Source organism: Nocardia sp. NPDC050406, from assembly GCF_044459025.1.
Lineage (GTDB): Bacteria > Actinomycetota > Actinomycetes > Mycobacteriales > Mycobacteriaceae > Nocardia.
The window spans coordinates 80,492-102,327 of the sequence record NZ_JBITIM010000006.1; the positions used below are offsets into that span (position 1 = coordinate 80,492).

Sequence of the window (21,836 nt, forward strand, 5' to 3'; positions counted from 1 at the left end):
ATCCGGACGCGGACCGGCACGAACTCTCGACGGTCCGAAGGGTTGAGGTACCGCAGGAGGATTCGGATGGACAGACCGGCGTGGGCCCCCGAGGGCGTGGATATGACGCAGGCCAGTCCGGCACGCATGTACGACGCGCTGCTGGGTGGCTCGCACAATTTCGAGATCGACCGCAAGGCAGCGGAAATGGGTAAGCAGCTGGTGCCCGATCTGCCGCGCCTGGCCCTGAGCAATCGGGCGTTCCTGCGCCGGGCGGTGCGCTTCCTGGTGGACTCGGGCGTGCGGCAGTTCTTCGATATCGGCTCCGGAATCCCCACCGCGGGCAATGTGCACGAGGTCGCGCAGGAACTCGACCCGCGGTGCCGGGTGCTCTACGCCGATATCGATCCCGTGGCGGTGGCGCACGCCAAGGCCATTCTGGCGGGCAACGACCGCGCGGCCGCGATCGAGGCCGATCTGCGCAAACCCGCCGACCTGCTGGAACGCGCCCGGGCGACCGGACTCATCGACTTCGAGCAGCCCGTCGGCGTACTGCTGGTGGCCGTGCTGCACCTGGTCGGCGACGAGGAGCGGCCCGCCGAACTGGTGACCGAACTGCGCGCGGCCGTCCCCGGCGGCAGCTATGTCGCGATCTCGCATCTCACCTCGGCCCAGCGGCCCGAGGACGCCGCCAAGCTCGGCGCGAACGCGGTGAACGAGAACAAGATCGGCATTCACTTCCGGTCGCGCGAGGCCATCACCGCCATGTTCGACGGCTGGGAACTGGTCGAGCCGGGGGTGGTGGAGCTACCCGCGTGGCGACCCGAATCCGATCAAGACCGGCACGAAAACCCCGGGCGCTCACTGGGTTTGGCGGGCGTGGGGCGCAAATCCTGAGACGGCGGCGAGTGGGCAGGGGGTAGCGGCGATGGCGGAAGCGCGAGAGCTGGCGGTGCGGTGGGCCGACCTGCTCGACGGCGCGGTCGCGCCGACCCTCACCCGCGCGCAGGTGGAAGACCTGCTCGCCCGCTTCACCCCCGGCCTCATCGCCGCCGTCCGCGGCACCGGTGACGCGACGGTGGCCCGGGACGCCGCCGCCGCCCTGGTCGCCGCCAACTACCGCGACCCGCTGGCGGTGTACCGCTCGGTCATGCTCATCTGCGGTGAACTGTTCCAGTCCACCTATCCGAACACGGCGGCCCCCGACTATCTCGACGCCCGCGATCGCGCCGTGGCCGTCGCCGCCGAATTCGCCGCCGCCTTCACCGGGGATCTGCGCACCGCCGCCCTGGCCGAACAGGAGACCACCCTCGCCGCCGCGCTCACCGCGGCCCGTGAGGCCGAGGCGCGGCGGCAGCTGTCCGAGGCGCGGTTCGAGGCCATTTTCACCGGCGCGTCGGTCGGTATCGGCACCATCGACATCACCACCGGACAGGTGGTGGACGTGAATGCCGCCATGGCCGAAACCCTCGGCGTCCCCGCCGAACTCATGCCGGGACGCTCGGTGGCCGAGATCCTCGGCCCCGCCAATATCGGGCACGCCTTCGAGGAGTTCCAGCGGCTGCTCTCCGGCGAGGTGGACCGCTTCCGCGTCGAGACCGAGCACACCCGCCCCGATGGCGGCCATGCCACCATCGACCTGTCCATGTCGGTGGTGCGGGACGGAGATGGCAAGCCGCGCTTCCTCATCGGCGTCACCGTCGACATCACCGAGCGCAAACTGCTCGCCGATCGGCTCTGGCACGACGCCCACCACGATTCGCTCACCGGACTGCCCAACCGGCTGCTGTTCCTGGACCGGCTCGCCAGCGCCGAACCCCCGGTCGGCCTGTGCTATCTCGACCTGGACGGGTTCAAGGACATCAACGACCTCCGCGGCCACACCGCGGGCGATCGGGTGCTGCGCGAGGTGGCGACCCGGCTGCTCGGTACGGTCTCCGCGGTCGGCGGTATGGCCGCGCGCATCGGCGGCGACGAGTTCATCGTGCTCGTGGACCGTTGCGACGCCGACGAATTGGCGAAACTCGCCGACGAGATCCTGGCCGCGCTGGCCGTGCCGTTCGAGGTGGACGGGCAGCCCATGGTGGTGGGCGCGAGTATCGGCACGGCCGTCGCCGCCACCGCCCCGACGGCCGCCGACGATCTCATGCACGCCGTGGATACGGCCATGTACCGCAACAAGTCCCAGCGCGGCGCGCGGCAGTCGTACGGTCCGCGCGGGCGCTAGGCGACCGCTCTCGGCTCAGGCGGTGACGCGGGCGTGCGAGTGCACCATGCGCACGAATTCATCCACCAGCGGCGCGAAGTCGTCCTGATGCCCGGCCGCCGACAGCTGCTGGTAGCCGACCAGCATGGCCATGGCCAGCGAGGTGAGGTGGGTGGTGACCGCCCGCTCCCCCACCACGCCGAAAATGGCCTTGCCCACCGTCTTCCGGCGGTCGTCGTCGACTCGGCGCAGCACCGCGCCCACGCCGGGATCGTTCGCGCCCCAGGCGCGTATGGCCGCCTCGGCGCGGTGGTGCAGTCCGAGGGTCAGTTCGCGTAGTTTCTCCACATCGGATTCGGCGGTGCCGCTGCCGAATTCCATCTCCCGCAGGCGACGCACCTGGTCGCCTTCCCAGTACGCCAGCAGCGCGTCGACGAATCCGCGCCAGCTGCCGAAGTGGTGGTAGAACGAGCCGCTGGTAACACCCAGCCCCCGGCACAGCACCCCGATATTGAGGCCTTTGAAACCGGCCTGCGCCAGTACGTCGAGCCCCTGGTCGAAGTACTGCTCCTTACTCACCAGACGCGCCATGCGATTACCGTAACCCACTTCCGCCGCCGCCGAATTCGGTGCCCGAAAAACACCTCAGACGACAAAGGGAACGAGGGCTTTTCGCTCCGCCGGGTAGTCGGCGAACTTCTCCCGGTACCACCGGTGCGTGGCGAAGGCGCGCGGGACGAGATTGCCCGCGGTGATCAGCAGGATCACCACGCCGGGCAGCGCCCAGGTGAGGATGGCGAAGCCGGACCAGGCGATGAGCTCGCCGAGATAGGTGGGGCTGGTGACGAATCGGAAGCCGCCGCCGAAGGGGATCTTGTATTCCGTTGCGCCCGGGTCGTTCTTGTCGCGCAGATTGCGGACAATACTCTCCGAACTCACCAAAAGCCCGAAACCACACAGGTACACCACGAGGCCGATGAGGAAGCGCGGGTCGGTGAGCCAGTCGGTGCCGTACTGCCCCAGGTAGTCGTGGCTGAACAGGGTGCCGTTGAGGTAGCCGTGCAGCGTGGTCACGAACATGCCCATGCCGAGCACGGAGATGTTGAAGCTGCCGCGTTTGCCCGGCACCTGCCGGATGGACAGCGGGAAGAACCAGCCCCGGTTGCCGTAGTGCAGCAGCCAGATCGCGGCCAGCGCCAGGGAGGTGGGCTCGAAGCGGTTCGGGCCGGTCAGATAGCAGATCAGGAAGACCACGGTGGCGGGTATCTCCATCAGCCACCAGCCGAGCTTCGGATTCAGGTTCAGCCCGAGTTTCGCCGTGGCGAACCGGCCGTACGGGCTCTGCCCGAAAAGCCCGCCCACCAGCACGAAGGCCGCGAAGGCGAAGGCGATGGTGAGCACGGTGTCGTAGACGGTATTGCCGGTGTACCAGGTCATCGTGGTCCTTCGTCGAACGAAAACTAGAACACGTTCTACCATGCTCCGCTTCACTGCGCATCGGTGGTCCGATTCGGCGTGCGACGCGAACCCTTGCCGGACAAGGCCATTGACCTCCCGGTAATTTATCCGCCGGGAATTGGAGGAGTGGGAGATGGGCGAGGACAGGTGGGCGGAGTTGACCGAGCGCATACCGCGCTTTCTCGAGGAGGAGGATGCGGCCGATGCCGAAGCCGGGGTGGGCTGGAGTCCGCACTTCCTGCAATTGCGTGACGAAACCACCGGGCGGCACGTGCATTTCGCGCAGCAGGGCGCCGATATCGAAGTGCTGCTACCGGTACCCGACGATGCCGCCGACGCCGAACGACTGCTGACGGTGCTGCGCGAGCAGCCCGACGACCTCTGGGAGCCGTGCCCGCTGCCGCTGGAATCGGATGCGGCCCAGCCCAATCCGGAGCTGCGCGCGGTGGAGCGGGTCTGGCGGCGGCCACAGTTGGCGCGGGCCTGGCACACCGGATGGCGGCGCGGCGGGGATGCGACCGAGCGGCGGCGGGTGGCCGCCTCGGTGGTGGCGGTGCTGCGCGACGGCCTGGACGTGACGCCGGAGGGATTGCGCTGCGCCACCTGGAGTCTGGACACCCCCGGCACCGCGACCTACGGATTGCCCGCCGACCGGCCGACCGCGCGCGACGCCGACCCGGTCTGCGACGGCTGGGCCGATTTCGAAGCACGCCTGGCGTGGGCACTGACCACACTGCCCTGGGACAGCGTGCTCAGCCTGAGCACCCCGCATCCGGGCCCGGACCCGTGTTTCGTGCAGTTCCTGCACGGGCGGCGGCTGCACAACGAGGCCAGCGGTTGGGATGTGGCCGGTCTGGGCGCGGCCGAGTTCGAGCGCCGAATGAGCGCTCTCGGTTGGACTTTCGCACCGCAGAGCGGCGCGCTCATCTGGGAGGGCCCGGAGGCCAATGCCGGATACCACCCGCGCCTGGCCGGGACACCGCAGCGCACCGTGGCCACTTTCCGGGAGGTGTTCACGGTGGGCCATCCGCAGGATCTGGTCTTCCGCGCCTTCCGCAACGGCGGCCGCGACGATCCGGACCTGGCGTATCTCGATCGTGAACTCGGGGTGCCGCGCGACGTGCGGTGAGGCTCAGGCCAGGTGCGCGAGGAGGCGGGAGAGATTGTCGGCCAACTGCTCCCGCACCTCGGGCGCGGCGACGAGGCCGTCCGCGCCGAGCTGCTCGCGCCGCACGGTGACGCGCGCGCTCGCCTCCTCGACGATCTCCGCGCCCACGTAGCCCAGGACAGTCCGCAGACTCTCGACCGCGCCGTCACCGCGCCCCTCGAAGGCCACATTGATCCAGGCGACCGGCTTCTCGTTCAATTCGCCGCTGCCGACGGCCCATTCGAGGGCGTTCTTCAGCGCGCCGGGCAGCAGACCCGCGTACTCGGGCGTACAGAACAGCACCGCGTCCGCGGCGGCGAGGTGCGCGCGCAGCTCCGTCACCGCGGCGGGCGCGGGATCGTCGCCCGGCACGAACTGGGGCAGGTCGGCCAGCCCGGTGTAGAGCACCGTCGCGACCTCCGGCGGCGCGAGCTGCCCAAGTGTGCGCAGGGCAGCGGTATTGGTGGAGCCGTCGCGGGTACTGCCCGAGATCAACAGGATGGTCGGCGCTGCGGTCATGCACCGAGCCAACCCCAACGGCGGCGGATTTATTCGCCGGTCACCCGGTGAGCGGGATGCCCCGAGCCCGACCGTCTCGCGCCTAGGCGGCCGCCCGGTGAATATCAGCGATGATCTTGTCCTTGCGCCACAGCGCCACCGTGCGCCCGATCTCGCGCACCGGACGCGGCAGCACCCGGTCGGTGACCTTGACGGCGCGCACCCACCAGCGCATCCGGCGCTCGTCGCGCGCCGACCATTCCAGACCGAGCAGCGCGCGGGCGTCGGGCGGCAGGACCCCGGTGTTCACCCACACTGCGAAGGGGCCGACGACGCCCCACATGATCGGCTTCCACAGCCAGGCGGGCACGCCGTCCGGCACGGGTGCGCGGCGCATGGTGGCGAGGACATCGTCCACGCAGGGGTGGTGTTCGAGGCGCTCGGTCAGCATGCGGTCGAAGAAGCGCTCGAATTCGGCGACATCGGCCGGGGCGTCGCGTTCGCGCAGTCCGGCCAATACGCAGGCCTGTCGCCAGCCCGCGTAGAGCTCCTCTTTCTCGGTGTGCGACAAGCCCTTTCCGAATCTGTCGGCAATGACGGTGGAGGCCCAGTAGGCGGTGCCGAGCACCCAGAAGTAGGCGTCGGGCTCCCAGGCGTGGTAGCGGCGGCCCGCGTGGTCCACCCCGCCGATGCCCTTGTGCATGGCGCGGATATCGCGACCGTAGGCGGCGGTGTCGTCACCGTAGAAGGCCAACGCGATGGTCGGCCAGTAGGAGCGCTCGAACCGGCCGAGGGTGTCGGTCTGGAAGATCGAGTGCTCGGCCACGCCCGATCCGATGACCGGATGGGCGACCTGGAGCAGCAGCGCGCTGGGGGCTAGCATGACGAGCCGCCAGTCGGCGGCGTAGCGGGCGGTCAGCGAGTCCGCGGGTACCCCGCGTCGCGGCGTGGACGGCTCGTCCGTCGCGTACATTTCGGGAACAGGGCTGGCCATGGCACGCCTCCACATTGAGGAATCATTTGTGTCCGCAAAGGTAGGTTTCGAGAAACAAATGTGTCAAGATTTGGTGCGGGTGACGGCGGACACCGCAGGGGAGGTGTGGCTATGAGGCCAGCGCGCAGCTACGGCGGCGTGGCGGCGGACGAGCGGATGCGCGGTCGCCGCGAACAATTGATCGACGCCGCCATCGAGGTGATGGCGCGCGAGGGCGCGGGCGCGCTGACCGTGCGCCGGGTGGCGGCCGGGGCGGGCCTGTCGACCCGGTTCGTCTACGAGAGCTTCGCCGATCTCGACGACCTCACCGGCGCGGCCTTCGACCTGACCGCGCGCGAACTCGCCGCGCGACTCGACACGGCGGTGCGCGACGCGCCGACCGAGCGCCGAGCCCGCGTCACCGCCGTGCTGGAGGCCATCGCGGACTTCTTCCTCGCCCAGCCCGCCAAGGGAAAGTTCTTGTCCACCAAGGCCTATGGTCACCCGGGCAGTGCGCGGCGGCGACTGGAACGAGCCGAGGACTACACGGCGGGATTCGCGGCGGTAGTGGCCGGACTGGTGCCGGGGGCGCACCCCGACGACCGCGCCGTGGTGCTCACCGCGCGATTCCTGGTGGCCGCCTACGGTGAGACCATCACGGCCTGGGCCTACGACGAAATGACCTACACCCGAGACGAATTCGTGCGCGACAACGCCGAGCTGTTCCTCGGCGCGTTGGAGGGTCTGGACCGCATCGTGCGGAATCAGTCGTCGATCAACCGCAGTTCGTAGTCGCGGAAGTGTGCGGTGAGCTCCAGGCCCGCGAGTTCCAGGGCCGCCGCCACGACGGGATCGTCGAATTCGAACACCCGCAGTACGACCACGCTGGGGAAGCGGTCCTGCACCTCGGCCAGCAGCGCCGCGAAGAGCCCGGCGAGCCCCTCGGCGGTGATCTCGTCGTAGGAGATCTGCTCGCCCGCGTTCACGTACGCGATGTCGTCGATGATCGTGGTGGTGATGGTGGCGAGCGGCTCGCTCGACTCCCCGGCCAGCAGCGCCACGATGAACAGATGCCCGGGCGGATCCTGCGACTCCGCCTCGGCGTGCAGGATCCACTGATCGGGATCGGTGCCCAGGGCACTCGGCGGCTCCCAACTGGCCGCCTCGGCGGTCCACAGCCGGGCGTACTCGCCGATGACGCTGGCCTCCAGCACGGCCGCGGCCTGCCCCTCCGGGCCGGTGTCGGAGCCTTCCCAGCGCAGCACCCGATAGCCCGCGCCCTGCGCGTGTCCGGCCGCGGAGGCGATGAGCGTGGCGAAGACATCGGTCTCGTCCGGCGTGGCGGGCGTGTCGTCGGTATGTCCCAGGCGGATGGAGCGGACGAGGCGATCGGCATCGACGACCTGCACCCAGGCGTCCAGGGGTCCGGCCGCCCGCAGCTCCGCCCACCCGAGGAGCCTGCCCTCGTGTCGTGCCGCGATCGTGCCCAACAGGTCCGATGGCGGTTCCATGGCTGTTTCTTCCAACCCGAACAGTCCGGCCGCCCCCGCCAGTTCGTTCGTCAGGCGCAGGCCGGTACCTGGGTGCCGATCCCACTCGAGTGCCATGTCCATAGCCGCACAGTAGACCGACCAGTTGCTGTTGAGTAGCTACCGCGCGGTCGGTATTGCGTTTCGAGACCCATCCCATCAGGGGAAATGCGGTCTCCGGTCAGTCGAAACGCAACGCTTGTGTCGGACAGCTGTCCAGTGCCAATTGGGCCACTTCCCGGTCGGCCTCGGCCACCGTATCGACCCGGATCGCGACCTTGCCGTCGTCGCCGACACGGAACAATTCGGGGGCGAGGGCCTCGCACATGCCGTGGCCCTCGCAGCGGGTGTGGTCGGCCTCGATTCTCACGACAGCCGCTCCAGCACGATGGGCAATCCGTCGGCGGGCAGCGGACCGGTGCCCGCGATGAGCGGTACCCGATAGTCGTCGGGCACGCTCCAGCGGTAGCGCAGCAGCATGCGGTGCAGGACGGACTTGACGGTCATACCGCCGAAGTACAGGCCGATGCACTTGTGCGCGCCGCCGCCGAACGGGGCCCAAGCGAATCGGTGGGCGGCGTCCTCGCGGTGCTCGGCGTCGAAGCGGGAGGGATCGAAACTGTCCGGATCTCGCCAGTACTCGGCCTGGCGCATCATGGTGTACGGACCGGTCATGACGAGGGTGCCCTTCGGCACGTAGTGCCCCGCGATCTCGGTGTCGGCAATGGTTTCGCGGGCCTGCTGGGCCACCGGCGCGTACATCCGCAGCGCCTCCTTGAAGGCCAGGTCCAGACTGGGCAGTTTCGCCAGATCGCCGTAGTCGAGATCGGGTTTGCCCAGCGCCTGGGATTCGGCGCGCAGGCGCTCCTGCCAGTCGGGGTGGCGGGCGAGTTCGTAGGCGAGCATGGAGATGGAGATGGCGCTGGTGTCGTGGGCGGCCATCATGACGAAGATCATGTGCGCGACCACGTCGTCGTCGGTGAGCGTGTGCTCGGGCAGCGTCGCGACCCGCGCCAGCACACTGAACAGGTCCGTACCGTCGCCGACGCGGCGCTGGGGCAGCTCGCGGGCGAAGTACTCCCCGAGTACGCGACGGCCACGTAATCCCTTGCGCCACACCCCGCCTGGGATATCGGCGCGGATCATGGCGGTGCCGCCGTGCACCGCGTCCTCGAAGGCCCGCGACAGCCGGGTGCTCTCCGGGCCGAGTTCGGCACCGGCGAAGACCACCGTGGCCTGATGCAGGAGCAGCTGTTTCACGGCGTCGTAGAGCAGGAACTCGTTACCCGGCCGCCAGCCGTCGATACCGTGGGCGAGCAGCGGGGAGGTCAGTTCGAGATAGCCGTCGAGGCGGGGACGGGTGAAGACCTGTTGCAGGATGCGACGGTGGTACAGGTGGTCGTCGAAATCGCGCAGCAGCAGCCCACCTCGGAAGAACGGGCCGATGAGGAATTCCCAGCCGCGCTGGGCCGAGAAGGCTTTCCCGCGATCGAGCATGACCTCTTCCAGGGCCTCCGGGCTGCCGATGCCGACCACCGGACGGCCGAAGCCGCCCATCCAGTTGACCGGGCCGAAGCGCTGTAATCGCTTGCGCGAGAAGTCGATCGGATCGGCCAGGGTGGAGAGGATATAGCCGATCCAGGGCGGCCCGAAATCGCCCATGACGGGCTCGAGGCCACTACCGGGCGGCGGTTCGGCCAAGGGGCGCGGTGCGGAGGGGTAGCGCTCGACGACACCGATGGCGGCGCGCTGGATTCGCTGATTGAGCCGTGCCCGCGCATGCTTCACGCGCGTCGACGGATCCCGGAGTTCCCGGGGCACAAGGAGATTCATCGTCGTCTCTCCCTTCGAGACATATCAACGGTACCGGAAACAGAGGTTTCCGTAAACGATCGTTTCCGGATTTCTGTGCGAAGCTGTGTAGGTGACGCGGGAATTCAGCGGCACCTATCGCGGGGCCACCACCGACGAGCGACGCGAGCAGCGCCGCCGTCGACTGCTCGATGCCGCGCTCGATATCATGGGCACGCAAGGGCTTTCGGCGCTGACCGTGCGCGGGGTGTGCGAACAGGCGCGGGTGGGGCCGCGCTTCTTCTACGAGTCGTTTCCCGATCTGGATGCGCTGGCGGGCGATCTGCTGGACGAAGTCCAAGAGGCCGCACTCGATTCCGCCAGTGCCGCCATCGCGACCACCGAGGGCAGCCAGGAGGACAAGATCCGCGCCGGGGTGGCCGCGCTCATCGTCGCGCTCACCGACGATCCGCGGCGCGCGAATATCGCACTGGCGCAGGCACATGGCAGCGAGGCGCTCATGCGCCGCCGCTTCGCGGGTATGCGCAGGGTCGCGGAGGTGATCACGAAGGAGGCCCGCCAGCTGCTCGACATCCCGGAGGGCGAGGACGCCGCGCTCACCGCGCTCGCGCAGCTGATAACCGGCGGGTCGGCGGAGTTGATGCTGGTGTGGCTGGATGGCGGGCTGAAGGTGGAGCGGCCGGTGCTCATCGAGGTGATCGCCGATTACGTGGTGGGCATGGTGGATCGGCTGCCCGCCCTGGTCGAGAAGCTGGAGTCGCAGGACTGATCAGCAGCGCACGCCGGTGACCGCGAAGCGCTCCACCTCGGTGACGTGCCCTCCGGTCGCGACGGCGATGGTGAGGGTGCCCGGGCAGGACGCCGAAATGGGAACGCTTGCGCTCCAAGGCATGTCGGTGCCACCGGCCGGAATCTGCCCGACCTCGCCGACGGGGTCGGAAGCGCCGAGTTGATGGACGCGAATATCGAGGCTCTCGTCCACGCCGGTGATGCGTCCGCCCACCGCGATCGGTGAGTCGATCCGCTCGCCGTAGCGCGGGGTGGTGAGGGTCAGGAAGCGGTCCTCGGTGCCGACCACCTCCCAGGGCGCGTCCGCGCCGGTGCCCAGGCGGGCGAGATGGAGGACGGCCGCGGGCAGTCCGGTGTCCTTGTCGTCGTCCGGATAGTCGTAGCCGACGGTGATCCAGGCCTCGCCGTCGCGCAGGTCGGTGGCGACCACGCGGTCCAGGCTCGCGTAGCCGAGGTACTGCTGGGTGAAGGCCAGTGCCGTGGCGGCGGCGTCGAGATGCCAGGGCTGGTGGCCGCCCTCGCGGTAGGCGGCCTGCCACGCGGCGGCGTCGGCCTCGGTGGCGAAGGGCCACAGGGGTTGATAGCGGAAGACGCTCGGTGTGGTGGGCGTGGTCGGGGCGGGCAGTGCGCCCGGCACCGTGGTCACGGGGGCCGAGGAGGTCGCGGCCGGTAGGGAGTTGGCGGTCGTTTCGCCGGTCTCGCCGCCGTCACGGCTGACCGTGTACAGCACGGCCGCCGCGGCGACGACGACCGCCACCACGGCCACGACCAGTGCCGTTCCGGCGCGACCGTCGCCGGAGGAATTCGTGCTCATGATCCAGAATGCGCCTGTTCGGCGTGAAATGCCCGTTCCCATTGTCGTTCCCGTCGCCGAGGACACGTTTGGATCACGGGAGCCGGGTACTCGCGACGGAGCGGGCTCGTGACCCTACTGCGAAGGTGACCGGTCTCGCCGCCCGGGAGCCGATGCCGTGCCGCTTTCGATCAGGCTCCCGGGCACCTCGCATCGCGCGGGCGGGCTAGGCTGCGACGGTGACTCCCCTGCTGCACCAGCGGTTTCCGGAACTCGCGGACACGCTGCCGCATCTCTCGCTGCACGCCGGGCCGACGCCGGTGCGGCCGCTGTCGCTCGGCGCGGGTGACGCGACGCTGTGGCTCAAGGACGATGGCGTGTTCGGCCAGGGCGGTTGGGGCGGCAACAAGGTGCGCAAACTGGAGTGGCTGCTGCCTGATGCGCTGCGACAGGGGCGGCGCACGCTGGTGACGGTCGGCGCGTTGGGTACCAACTGGGGTTTGGCAGCCGCCCTGTACGGACGTGAGCACGGGTTGAAAACCGTTCTGGCGCTGGTGGATCAGCCGGAGGACGACCATGTGCGCGAGCAGTTGAAGCGGTTGCGCGACTGCGGGGCCGAATTGCACTTCACCCGCACCAAGGCGCGCACGGTGCTGCGCGCGCCGCTGATTCTGGCCCGGAACTTCTCGGGTACGCGGCCACCGTACGTGCTTCCGGCGGGCGGTTCCTCACCGGTCGGCGCGTTGGGCTACGTCGAGGCCGCCCTGGAGATCGCCGAGCAGGTGCGCACCGGGGCATTGCCCGAGCCGGGGTACCTCGTGACGGCCGTGGGGTCGGGTGGCACGGCGGCGGGGCTGTCGCTCGGATTGCGGTTGGCTGGACTGTCGACCCGGGTGGTGGGCGTGGTCGTGAACGACACACTGCGACTCGACGAGCGCACCGTGGGACGGCTGGCGCAACGCGCCGCCGACGTGCTGCGCAAGCGGGGGGCGACGCTGCCCGACAACCTCTCCGTCCCGGGCAATCTGGATATCGTCACCGACTGGCTGGGCCCCGGCTACGGCCAGTCGACGCCGGATGCGGTTGCGGCGCTGAAACTCTCGGCGGAGATGGAGGGCTTGGTCTTGGAGCCGGTCTATACGGCCAAGGCGATGGCGGCGCTGTTGGATATGAATGCTCATGGCCATTTCGGTGCGGGCCCGGTGCTCTTTCTCGATACCTACGGTCCGCGCTGATCGCATGTCGCGGGCGCCTCGTACCCTGGATCCATGCCCGCTGTGCCCGCCCTGGATCTCGGCCCGCTGCACGATCTGCTCTCCGGCCGTCGGGTGGCGGTGCTGACCGGGGCCGGGATCTCCACCGACAGCGGCATACCGGACTACCGCAGTCCCGACGCCCCGCCGCGCAATCCGATGACCTATCAGCAGTTCGTGGGCGACCCGGTGTTTCGGCAGCGGTATTGGGCGCGCAATCACATCGGCTGGCGGCGGATGGATGCCTCGCGGCCCAATGCGGGGCATCGCGCGCTAGCGCGGCTGGAGCGGGCCGGGGTGGTCACCGGTCTGATCACGCAGAATGTGGATCTGCTGCACACCAAGGCGGGGCATCGCCGGGTCATCGATTTGCACGGCAGTTATCTGCGGGTGCGGTGTCTGGCGTGCGGGGCGGTGATCTCGCGGTTCGCGCTGGCCGATCGGTTGGAGGCCGCCAATCCCCGCTTTGTCGATGATCTTTCGCTGACCGGGGTGGAGGTGGCCCCCGACGCCGACGCGGTCATCGCCGACACCTCGTCGTTCCGGATGGTCGACTGCGACCGATGTGGCGGGATGCTCAAACCCGACATCGTGTATTTCGGTGAGTCGGTCCCCAAAGACCGTGTGGCGGCGGCTTTTTCGATGGTCGACGCCGCGGATGCGCTGGTGGTGGCGGGATCGTCGCTGACGGTCATGTCGGGGCTGCGTTTCGTTCGGCACGCCGCGAAGACCGGTCGGCCCGTGGTCATCATCAATCGGGGGCCGACGCGGGGTGACGAATTGGCGACGCTGCGGGTGGATTCGGGCTGTTCGCCGGTGCTCACCGCGCTGGCCGACTCCTTGACCGTCGCGGCTGTCGCCTCGTAGCGATACCGCTAGGCGAGTGCGGCCGTGAGGCGGTCGAGGTAGTCGGCGACCGGTTCCAGGGTGACCAGGCCGGTGCCCGCGCCCGCGAGTTCGCCTGCGGCGGGGAGCAATCGGTCTCTCAGGTCGGCGCACAGGCCGCGCTCGTCGAGGGCCAGCGCGGCACGGGCGACGAGGCACAGGCGTAGCTCGAGGAGCAGGTCGGAGGGCGGTGCGGGCAGCGCGCGCACGGCTTCGCGCGCCTCGCTGTCCCGGCCTTCGGCGAGCAGGAGCAAGGGGCGCACCCACTGTTCGTGCGGACCCCAGTCGGTGGCGGGGTCGGGGTCGAGGGGCAGGTCGTGGCGTAGGCGCAGGCACAGCAGCGCGAGGGGCAGTAGGCCGTGTTCGAGGCCGGGCATGGCGGAGCCGGGGAGGGCGGCGGCCGCGGCGCGGTAGGCGGATTCGGCCTCGGCGTACGGTGCCGAAAGAGACTGGCGCAGTGCGGAGTACCAGCGGGTGAAGACGGAGACCAGGGTCAGGCCGTATTTGTCGCCGAGGGCGTCGGCGGCGGCCGCGTGGGCATCGGCGGTCGCGAAATCGGCCAGGGCACTATGGGATTGCACGGCGATGAGGTGGCCGAGTACCTCGAAGCTGACCAGGTCGTGCGCGCGCGACAGGTCGATGATCTCGGCGGCGATGCGGGCGCGTTCCGGGGCGAGTCCGGCGCGGTGGAAGGTCTGCATGAAGCGGGCATTGAGTGCGAAGGCGAGCAGTGCGGGGTCGTCGAGGCTGCGGGCGAGGCGTTCGGCGTCGCGGGCGGCGTCGCGGCCGCGCTCGCTGTCGGCGGCGCGCAGTTCCAGTGCGATGGTGGTGAGCAGGCGGCTGCGGAGCTCGGCGGCGGCGTCGGGCAGCTGCGCCAGGGTGCGTTCGGCGACGGCCACCACCTGTTCGGCGAGCCGTGGGTCGTCGTTGTCGGTCCAGAGTGCGGGGACGTCGAAGGCGGCGAGGAGGCGGGCGGTCAGCTCCGGGTCGTCGAGGGTTTCGACGTCGCGGAGTGCTTGGGCGCGTTGATTTCTCGACTCTTGCAGGTCGCCGGTGAACGCGGCGGCGCGGCCGAAGCCCATGGTGGCCTCGAGTTTGCCTCGGAGGTCGCCGTCGCGTGTGAAGGCGGTCGCGGCCGCGGCGAACCAGCGCGCCGCCTCGTGCGGAGCGAAGACACGCTCGGCTTCCCGGCCCGCCGCCAGGGAGTAGCGCGCGGCGCGAGCGGCGGTCGCGCGACTGTCGGCGCGCACGAAATGGTAAGCGAGAGTGGCCGGTTCAGCACCCGCACGCTCCAGCAGCTCTCCCACCGTGCCGCGCCAGGCCGCCCGGCGCGGGCCGCTGATCTCCCGGTAGAGCACATCCCGCACCACGGCGTGCTCGAAAGCCACTTGCCCCGAATCGGATTCGACCAGGAATCCCGCGCGCAATGCCGCGTCCACCGCGTCCAATACCGCCGTGGCATCCCCCGCCAGATCCATCAGCACCTCGCGGTCGATCTCGACGCCGATCACCGCCGCCTGTTCCAAGACGGTTCGCTCCCCCGCCGTCAGCCGAGTCATGCGCTGCCGCACCACATCCCGCACCCCTGCCGGAATCCCTTGCAGCGCTTGCTCCCCCTCCTCGCGGAGCAGCCGCGCCATTTCCCGGGTGAAGAAGGGGTTTCCGTTCCCTCGCCGATGAATGCGCCGCGCCGCCTCCGACTCCATGTCCACCCCGGCGACGGCGTGCACCAATTCCCCCGTTTCCCCAGAACTCAACCCGCCCAACGTGATCCGCACCGGTTCTGCGCGCGCCCACCGCGCCAATGCCCCCGTCAACCCCGCCCCCACATCGGTTCCGCGATACACCCCCACCACCAGCACGGCCCCCTCGATCCGCGCGGTCACCAACGCGGACACCAACTCCAGGGTCTCCTCCCCCGCCTGATGCAGGTCATCGAACACCAGCAGCACCGGTCCCCGCCCCGCCACCGCCCGCACATACTCGACAGCCTCCTGCCGCGCCCGAAACCGCAGTACCGCAGGGTCGACGCCGAAATCCTCCCCCGCACCACCGTCGGCTCCCACACCGCCGTCGGCTGCCGCACCACCGTTAGCCCCCACACCACCGTCGACCCCCACAAAGCCCTCGACCCCCACAAGGCCCTCGGCCCCCGCATCGACTGTCGAGGCGGTGCCCAGACCACGCCCCGCCTCGACATCCCGAGCCGCAGTGTCCCTCTCACGATCCGCTCCCGATTCCAGGGCCGAGGCGGCTTCCACATCACCAGCTGACGGGTTTCCTTGCGCCCCTCCGAGTGGCACGGCCGGACCGGTTCCGGGGGCACCGCTCGCAGACGAGGCCGAGACACCACGGTCACGGCTCGCTGCGGCAGGATCGGACATTCCACCCAACTCGGCCAAGGTGGCGGCAATTCGGGTCCACGGCCAGTTCGGCGGTGTGCCGCGGTCGGCGGGGCTCGGTCCCCACGCGGTCAGCCACCCCTCGGCGGCAAGAGCGGCCGAGAATACTTGGGCGAGAGCGGTTTTCCCCGCCCCTTCCATTCCGGAAATCAGGGCCAGGCCCACACCGCCGTGCGCTGCCCGGTCCTGCGCGGTGTTGTGGAGCCGGGCGAGTTCGGGCTCGCGGCCGACGAATACTCCGGCGGACCTGGGGGCGGCACCCTCGGAGTAGGTTCGGCGGCCGTCCGAGTTCGCCAGCGCCGCTGGTGGATTCGTCCGGCTCTCGAGGTGGGCGCGCCGTATCGGCGCGTCGAGTTCCGGGTCCTGGGCGAGGATCGCCGACTCCAGTGCCCGCAGCTCCGGGCCCGGGTCCACGCCGAGTTCCGCGCGCAACAGTGTGCGGATCTTCCGCAGCGCCGCCAGCGCGTCCGCCTGTCGCCCACCGCGATACAGCGCGAGGGCTAGCAGCTGCCAGGCCTGTTCACGCAGTGGATGTTCGAGCAGGTGGGCTTCCATGGCCGCGACGGCGTCGGAGACATTGCCCAACGCCAGCAGTGCTCGCGCCCGTTGCTCGACCGCCAGCAGGCGCAATGCGTCGAGTCGACCGATTTCGGCTCGCACCCAGGCGAATTCGGAGAATTCGGCATAGGCGGGTCCCTGCCACAGCTCCAAGGCGGCGTCGAGTTCCGAGACCGCCTCCGCCGCGTCGTCCGCTGCGAGGAGTTCCCCGGCATGCCGGACGGCGCTCTCGAAGCGTCCCGCGTCCGTCTGATCCGCAGCGATCCGCAGCGCGTACCCCGGTGGCTCGGTCACCAGCACCCGCGCGGGCTGTCGCGGCGGCCGGTCCGGTTCCAGCACCCGGCGCAGCGCGGCCACGAAGGTCTGGATCGCGCCGGTCGCGTTCTCCGGCGGGTCGTCCTCCCACAGATCGTCGACCAGTCTGGTCACCGGCACCACGCGCCCCCGCGCCACCAGCAGTCGCGCCAGCACTGCCCGGTGTCGCGGGCCCTTCAGCGACAGCCGACCGCGGTCGTCCTCGGCCCACAGGGGGCCGAGCACACCGAAGCTCAGGCTCATGGCGTCGCCGATCCGGTCACGCACCGATGCTATCGACGCGCCGTTCCATCGGATCGGACGGTTACGCCGACGCGCCGCTCAGTCAGCGCTGATCGACTGCTCAGCGGCACGCGCGAACCTGATGCCACTACCGAACGAAAGGAACACCATGTCCCCGCGTATCCCGGGTTTCGACTATCAGCGCGTCCGCGTCGCCGACGATGTGTCGCTGAATGTCGCCGTGGCCGGATCCGGCAGCCCCATCGTGCTGCTGCACGGCTTCCCGCAGACCCATCTCATGTGGCGGCACGTCGCCGCCGACCTGGCCGCCGACCACACCGTCATCTGCCCGGACCTGCGTGGGTACGGCGACAGTGACAAACCCCTCGACACCGATGGGCAGACCTACTCCAAGCGCACCATGGCCGCCGATATCGTCGCCGTCGCCAAAGCTTTCGGCTTCGACCGCTTCGCCCTGGCGGGACACGACCGCGGCGCGCTGGTCGCCATTCGCGCCGGACTCGACCATCCGGAGACCGTCACCCACCTCGCCTCGCTGGATGTTGTTCCGCTGCTGGACACGTGGGATGTCATGCGGGGTGTCTCGGCCGCCGTCGGCTACCACCTCTACCTCATGGCACAGCCGCCCGGCCTGCCCGAACGGATGATCGCGGCCACCGCCGACGAATTCTTCGGATCCTTCCTCGACCAGTGGACGCGCGATCCCGAGGCCATCCCGGCCGATATTCGCGCCGCCTACCTCGCGGCGAGTCGCGCGGCCGTCCCCTCGATCGTCGCCGACTACCGTGCGTCGGCGAATATCGACGTCGATCACGACACCGTCGACCGCGCCGCGGGCAACACCCTGCGCATGCCGGTGACTGTGCTGCAACAGGATTGGGGCGCGGCACTCGGTTACGACGCCAAGGGGATCTGGCAGGCGTGGGCCCCGGATCTCGATCACCGGACCGTGACCTGCGGCCACTTCATGGCCGAGGAATCGCCCGCCGAGATCATCGGGGCGATAAGGGAACTCGTCCAGCGCTAGGCCGAGTCACCGCGAATCTCGAGGCGGCGCACCATGGTCACCAAGGCCGTGCGCCGCGCCTCGTGGTCGTCGGCGTCCGCGCCGAGAATCATGCGCACCACCTGCGGGGCCGCGAACCACCACGCGGCCAGCGCGGCCACGGCGTAGAGCAGGTAGCCGGGTGCGACATCGTCGGGCAGCGAACCCGCGCGCTGCGCCTCGGCCAGTGCGGCCACTTTGTCGGCGTAGTGGGCGGCGCGGGCCGTTTCGGCCGGGAGCTCACCGTTGGCCGACACCAGCCCCTCCCAGTGCAGCAAACGCAGCAGGTGCGGATGCGTGCGGTGGTAGTCGAAGACGTGTCCGGCGTATTCGGCCAGATTCCCGGCTTCGTCGGCGGCGAGCGGACTGGCCGCCGCCAACTGCCCCAACTGATCGGTGAGAACGGCCTCGAACAGTCCCCGCTTATCGCCGAAGTACTGGTAGATGCGTTCCTTGTTGATGCCCGCGCGGGTGGCGATGGCGGCCACGCGGGCGCCGTCGGGCCCGCGTTCGGCGAATTCCTGGACGGCCGCCTCCAGTAGTCGCCGCTTGGTGCCCTCGGTATCCCACGCCATGGCCACCATCCTAGTAATTCCAACCGTACGGTTGCAGTTGGACGTCGCCCTGTGTCAAACTCCAACCACACGGTTGCAGATGGTCAGGAGGTGGCGAGATGCCGGAGCTGCGGTCTCGTACGGTCACACACGGTCGGAATATGGCGGGCGCGCGGGCGCTCATGCGGGCCAGCGGGGTGCCCTCGGCGGATATCGGGCGCAAGCCGGTGATCGCGGTGGCGAACAGCTTCACCGAGTTCGTGCCGGGGCACACCCATCTCCAGCCGGTGGGGCGGATTGTCGCCGAGTCCATACGCGAGGCCGGGGGTATCGCCCGTGAGTTCAATACGATCGCGGTCGACGACGGAATCGCCATGGGGCACAGCGGAATGCTCTACTCGCTGCCCTCGCGCGATCTCATCGCCGATTCCATCGAGTACATGGTGAACGCGCATTGCGCGGACGCGCTGGTGTGTATCTCCAACTGCGACAAAATCACTCCGGGCATGCTCATGGCGGCGCTGCGGCTGAACATTCCGACGGTGTTCGTGTCGGGTGGGCCGATGGAGGGCGGGAAGGCGGTGCTGGTGGACGGCACGGTGCGCAGCCGCCTGGATCTCATCGTCACCATGTCGGAGGCCGTGTCACCGCGAGCCTCCGACGAGGATATGGCCCTCATCGAGGAGAATGCCTGCCCCACCTGCGGTTCCTGCGCGGGCATGTTCACGGCGAACTCCATGAACTGCCTCACCGAGGCACTGGGCCTGTCGTTGCCGGGCAACGGCACCACCCTCGCTACCCACACCGCGCGCCGCAGCCTGTACGAGGCGGCGGGGCGCACGGTCATGGATATCACCCGGCGCTACTACGACGACGGCGACGAGGGGCTGCTGCCGCGAAACATCGCCGACCGCAAGGCTTTCGACAACGCCATGACGATGGATATCGCCATGGGCGGCTCCACGAACACCATTCTGCATCTGCTGGCGGCGGCACAGGAGGCCGAACTCGACTACACCCTCGCCGATATCGAGGCCATGTCGGCGAAGGTGCCGTACCTGTGCAAGGTCGCCCCGAATGGCGACTTCCTCATCGAGGATGTGCACCGTGCGGGCGGTATCCCGGCCATCCTGGGCGAGCTCGACCGCGCGGGGTTGCTGCACCGGGATGTGCGTGCGGTGCACGCGGATTCGCTGCGCGCGTGGCTCGACGCCTGGGATGTGCGCGGCGCGAACCCGACGCCGGAAGCGGTCGAGTTGTTCCACGCCGCGCCGGGTGGAGTGCGCTCGTCGAGCGCCTTCTCTCAGTCCGAACGGTGGCACACCTTGGATCTCGATGCCGCACAGGGCTGTATCCGCGACACCGACCACGCCTTCTCCTACGACGGCGGCTTGGCGGTGCTGCGCGGCGACCTGGCCCCTGACGGCGCGGTGGTGAAGTCCGCGGGCGTCGATCCGTCCATGCACAGCTTCACCGGCCCCGCCGTCGTGGTGGAATCCCAGGAGGAGGCCGCCGACGCCGTGCTCTCCGGCCGGGTGCGCCCCGGTGACGTGCTGGTGATCCGCTACGAGGGCCCGCGCGGCGGCCCGGGCATGCAGGAAATGCTCTATCCCACCGCGTATCTGAAGGGCCGCGGCCTGGCGGACAAGTGCGCGATCGTCACCGACGGCCGCTTCTCCGGCGGCTCCTCGGGCCTCTCCATCGGCCATGTCTCCCCTGAGGCGGCAGCGGGCGGCCCAATCGCCTTGGTCCACGACGGCGACCTCATCACCATCGACATCCCAACCCGCACACTGACCCTGAACGTCAGCCCCAACGACCTTGCCGCCCGCCGCGCGAAACTCGAATCCGGACACGGCTTCCGCCCGGCCGACCGCAACCGGCCGATCTCCCTCGCCCTACGCACTTACGCCTTGCTGGCCACATCCGCTGACCGGGGCGCGGTGCGTGACGCCACCAAGCTCCCCGCGTAGTAATTGCCCTGGAGGGCTGGAGAGGTTGAAGTTCTCGCAGTCGGATTAATTGTAGGAGTGTGTGCATCCTCTTATCAGGAACGGGCTCTCGTCTTGGGCGACACCTGTTTTGAACGAATTAAGTGTGGTTGCGTCGCCTGCCTTTCCTGACTTCAGCTGACGCGACATTGGGTGCCGTCAGCCTGCGATTCCAGCCTGCGGACTGCACTAATGCTGTTTTAGAGACTATTCACTGACAGATACACCCGGAGTTGTGGCGCGGCGGGGACTCCGTCTGGATATGTCATCAGGGCGGTTCGAGTGATGCGGGTTTGCCTTCGGCACAACTCCTGTAGCGCACGCGCGGTGGGCTCGGCACAGCTCCCGGAGACTCGAGCGGTGAAGTGGACCTCAAAGCGGCACACGAGGATTCCGGCGCGCTGTGATTATGTCTCGGATCTCGACGTGCGCCGATCCACTCTTGGTGAATCCGGGGCGTGGTGCAGTCTGCAGATGGTGGTTGGACGGAGAATGCGGGTGTAGCCGCGGTCGGCGGCTATACGTCGGCCAGTTCGGCCAGCACGTCGGACACTTTGGTCTCGGCCACCTCGGCCTCCTGCTCGTCGGATGTGGGCCGCGGGACTCGGCCTACGACCGGGCTACCAGTTGGACGGTCCGGCGGGGCATGCGGCGAGGTTCACGAATCGCACCCCCGTGCCAGGCGCGAGTTCCCGTTCTGGGCCGGTCGAATACCACCAGCGTCGGGTTAGCGCCCTCGGTCATTTCGAGGGCCGTTCCCGGCGACGCCGTCTGCTAGTGGCAGGGACGAGATAGCGGTTGTGGCGGCGGATTGGCTTTGTGGGTAGCGCAGGCTTGGGCGCGACGGAGGTATCACCCGCGATATGTCACCACTGGGGTTCTCGCGATATGTCACCACTGGGGTTCTGGTGATATGTCACCACTGGGGTTCTGGTGAGGTGGGTGCGCTGGTCTGGATGATGCCTGGAGGGGCTGGCGCGGTGGAACCATGTGCGTTGGCGCGGGTTTCGCGGAGGTGGCGCGCCTCTATCCGGACGTCGGCCTGGTACAGGACCTCGTCGGGATGATGCACATGGTTGACCTCGAGTAGACCGGTGGGGCACGGGTGCAGTGGGATTTCCCCGGGGGTTTGTGGCACGGCAGGACCTCCGCCCGGGTTGTCACCACGGGGGTTCGGGTGCGGCGGGTCTTCCTGTGTCGGGCCGTGATTCGCGTCGGCGGCGTGCCTCTATTCGGACGTCGGCCTGATACAGGACCTCGTCGGGATGATGCACATGATTGACCTCGAGTAGACCGGTCGGGTCCACATGCGCGGGGGCTCGCCACCCGACTCTGCCCGGATGGTCCGAATTGCCGTCGAGGACTTCGGTTTCCCACCCCGACTGTGTGCCGGTGATTCTTGCGTG

The 21,836-nt window shown here is 69.0% G+C and carries 19 protein-coding genes and 1 pseudogene; 9 read left to right on the forward strand and 11 right to left on the reverse strand.

Annotation, left to right across the window (positions count from 1 at the left end; genetic code table 11):
- Positions 1–66 precede the first annotated feature (66 nt).
- Together ACIBH2_RS33305 and ACIBH2_RS33310 are read left to right on the forward strand one after the other, a co-directional pair.
- Positions 67–876, forward strand: a complete 810-nt coding sequence (locus tag ACIBH2_RS33305) for an SAM-dependent methyltransferase (protein WP_397124889.1) — start codon at positions 67–69, stop codon at positions 874–876.
- A 31-nt stretch (positions 877–907) separates the two neighbouring features.
- A complete protein-coding gene (locus ACIBH2_RS33310) occupies positions 908–2,206 on the forward strand; it encodes a diguanylate cyclase domain-containing protein (protein ID WP_397124892.1) in 1,299 nt (432 codons plus the stop codon).
- A 15-nt stretch (positions 2,207–2,221) separates the two neighbouring features.
- Here the strand turns inward: ACIBH2_RS33310 and ACIBH2_RS33315 are convergent, their stop codons facing one another.
- Together ACIBH2_RS33315 and ACIBH2_RS33320 are read right to left on the reverse strand one after the other, a co-directional pair.
- Positions 2,222–2,776: a TetR/AcrR family transcriptional regulator gene (locus tag ACIBH2_RS33315; RefSeq protein WP_397124895.1), complete on the reverse strand. Its 555-nt coding sequence runs from the start codon at positions 2,774–2,776 to the stop codon at positions 2,222–2,224.
- 54 nt (positions 2,777–2,830) lie between these two features.
- On the reverse strand, positions 2,831–3,622 hold the full coding sequence (locus ACIBH2_RS33320; RefSeq protein WP_397124897.1) for a 3-oxo-5-alpha-steroid 4-dehydrogenase: 792 nt from the start codon (positions 3,620–3,622) through the stop codon (positions 2,831–2,833).
- Between the two features lie 154 nt (positions 3,623–3,776).
- Here ACIBH2_RS33320 and ACIBH2_RS33325 point away from each other — a divergent pair, with 154 nt between their 5' ends.
- Positions 3,777–4,772, forward strand: a complete 996-nt coding sequence (locus ACIBH2_RS33325) for a TY-Chap domain-containing protein (protein ID WP_397124899.1) — start codon at positions 3,777–3,779, stop codon at positions 4,770–4,772.
- Positions 4,773–4,775: 3 nt separating this feature from the next.
- Here the strand turns inward: ACIBH2_RS33325 and ACIBH2_RS33330 are convergent, their stop codons facing one another.
- Positions 4,776–5,309 carry an NADPH-dependent FMN reductase gene (locus ACIBH2_RS33330; RefSeq protein ID WP_397124901.1) on the reverse strand — a complete coding sequence of 178 codons (534 nt, stop codon included), beginning with the start codon at positions 5,307–5,309 and terminating at the stop codon, positions 4,776–4,778.
- Positions 5,310–5,391: 82 nt separating this feature from the next.
- Complete coding sequence (locus tag ACIBH2_RS33335; RefSeq protein ID WP_397124903.1) at positions 5,392–6,282, reverse strand: oxygenase MpaB family protein; 891 nt, start codon at positions 6,280–6,282, stop codon at positions 5,392–5,394.
- Positions 6,283–6,393: 111 nt separating this feature from the next.
- On the opposite strand from ACIBH2_RS33335, the gene ACIBH2_RS33340 reads away from it, so the two are divergent.
- Positions 6,394–7,053 (forward strand): TetR/AcrR family transcriptional regulator, encoded by a 660-nt coding sequence (locus tag ACIBH2_RS33340; RefSeq protein ID WP_397124906.1) that lies wholly within the window; start codon positions 6,394–6,396, stop codon positions 7,051–7,053.
- On the opposite strand, the gene ACIBH2_RS33345 is transcribed toward ACIBH2_RS33340, so the two are convergent.
- The 3 genes from ACIBH2_RS33345 to ACIBH2_RS33355 all read right to left on the reverse strand — a co-directional run bounded on the left by ACIBH2_RS33345 (position 7,026) and on the right by ACIBH2_RS33355 (position 9,623).
- Positions 7,026–7,874 (reverse strand): hypothetical protein, encoded by an 849-nt coding sequence (locus tag ACIBH2_RS33345; protein ID WP_397124908.1) that lies wholly within the window; start codon positions 7,872–7,874, stop codon positions 7,026–7,028. The genes ACIBH2_RS33340 and ACIBH2_RS33345 overlap by 28 nt on opposite strands.
- A 97-nt stretch (positions 7,875–7,971) precedes the next feature.
- Entirely contained in the window at positions 7,972–8,160 is a 189-nt protein-coding gene (locus tag ACIBH2_RS33350) for a ferredoxin (RefSeq protein ID WP_397124910.1), read from the reverse strand.
- On the reverse strand, positions 8,157–9,623 hold the full coding sequence (locus tag ACIBH2_RS33355; RefSeq protein WP_397124912.1) for a cytochrome P450: 1,467 nt from the start codon (positions 9,621–9,623) through the stop codon (positions 8,157–8,159). The genes ACIBH2_RS33350 and ACIBH2_RS33355 overlap by 4 nt, the downstream gene beginning before the upstream one ends.
- Before the next feature lie 91 nt (positions 9,624–9,714).
- Between ACIBH2_RS33355 and ACIBH2_RS33360 the strand changes: the two genes are divergently transcribed.
- Entirely contained in the window at positions 9,715–10,371 is a 657-nt protein-coding gene (locus ACIBH2_RS33360; RefSeq protein ID WP_397124914.1) for a TetR/AcrR family transcriptional regulator, read from the forward strand.
- On the opposite strand, the gene ACIBH2_RS33365 is transcribed toward ACIBH2_RS33360, so the two are convergent.
- The gene (locus ACIBH2_RS33365; protein WP_397124916.1) at positions 10,372–11,205 is read right to left on the reverse strand and encodes a hypothetical protein; all 834 of its coding nucleotides are present in this window, start codon (positions 11,203–11,205) and stop codon (positions 10,372–10,374) included.
- Between the two features lie 218 nt (positions 11,206–11,423).
- Between ACIBH2_RS33365 and ACIBH2_RS33370 the strand changes: the two genes are divergently transcribed.
- Positions 11,424–12,419, forward strand: a complete 996-nt coding sequence (locus tag ACIBH2_RS33370) for a 1-aminocyclopropane-1-carboxylate deaminase/D-cysteine desulfhydrase (protein ID WP_397124918.1) — start codon at positions 11,424–11,426, stop codon at positions 12,417–12,419.
- A gap of 33 nt (positions 12,420–12,452) precedes the next feature.
- The gene (locus tag ACIBH2_RS33375; protein WP_397124920.1) at positions 12,453–13,304 is read left to right on the forward strand and encodes an NAD-dependent protein deacetylase; all 852 of its coding nucleotides are present in this window, start codon (positions 12,453–12,455) and stop codon (positions 13,302–13,304) included.
- An 8-nt stretch (positions 13,305–13,312) separates the two neighbouring features.
- On the opposite strand, the gene ACIBH2_RS33380 is transcribed toward ACIBH2_RS33375, so the two are convergent.
- Complete coding sequence (locus ACIBH2_RS33380; RefSeq protein WP_397124922.1) at positions 13,313–16,864, reverse strand: BTAD domain-containing putative transcriptional regulator; 3,552 nt, start codon at positions 16,862–16,864, stop codon at positions 13,313–13,315.
- Between the two features lie 124 nt (positions 16,865–16,988).
- On the opposite strand from ACIBH2_RS33380, the gene ACIBH2_RS33385 reads away from it, so the two are divergent.
- Entirely contained in the window at positions 16,989–17,867 is an 879-nt protein-coding gene (locus ACIBH2_RS33385; protein WP_397124924.1) for an alpha/beta fold hydrolase, read from the forward strand.
- On the opposite strand, the gene ACIBH2_RS33390 is transcribed toward ACIBH2_RS33385, so the two are convergent.
- Positions 17,864–18,460, reverse strand: coding sequence for a TetR family transcriptional regulator (locus ACIBH2_RS33390; protein ID WP_397124926.1), 597 nt, complete (start codon positions 18,458–18,460; stop codon positions 17,864–17,866). The genes ACIBH2_RS33385 and ACIBH2_RS33390 overlap by 4 nt on opposite strands.
- Positions 18,461–18,558: 98 nt before the next feature.
- Here ACIBH2_RS33390 and ilvD point away from each other — a divergent pair, with 98 nt between their 5' ends.
- Complete coding sequence (ilvD, locus tag ACIBH2_RS33395) at positions 18,559–20,412, forward strand: dihydroxy-acid dehydratase (RefSeq protein WP_397124928.1); 1,854 nt, start codon at positions 18,559–18,561, stop codon at positions 20,410–20,412.
- Positions 20,413–21,590: 1,178 nt separating this feature from the next.
- Here the strand turns inward: ilvD and ACIBH2_RS33400 are convergent.
- A pseudogene (locus ACIBH2_RS33400) lies at positions 21,591–21,836 on the reverse strand (hypothetical protein); the annotation flags it as partial.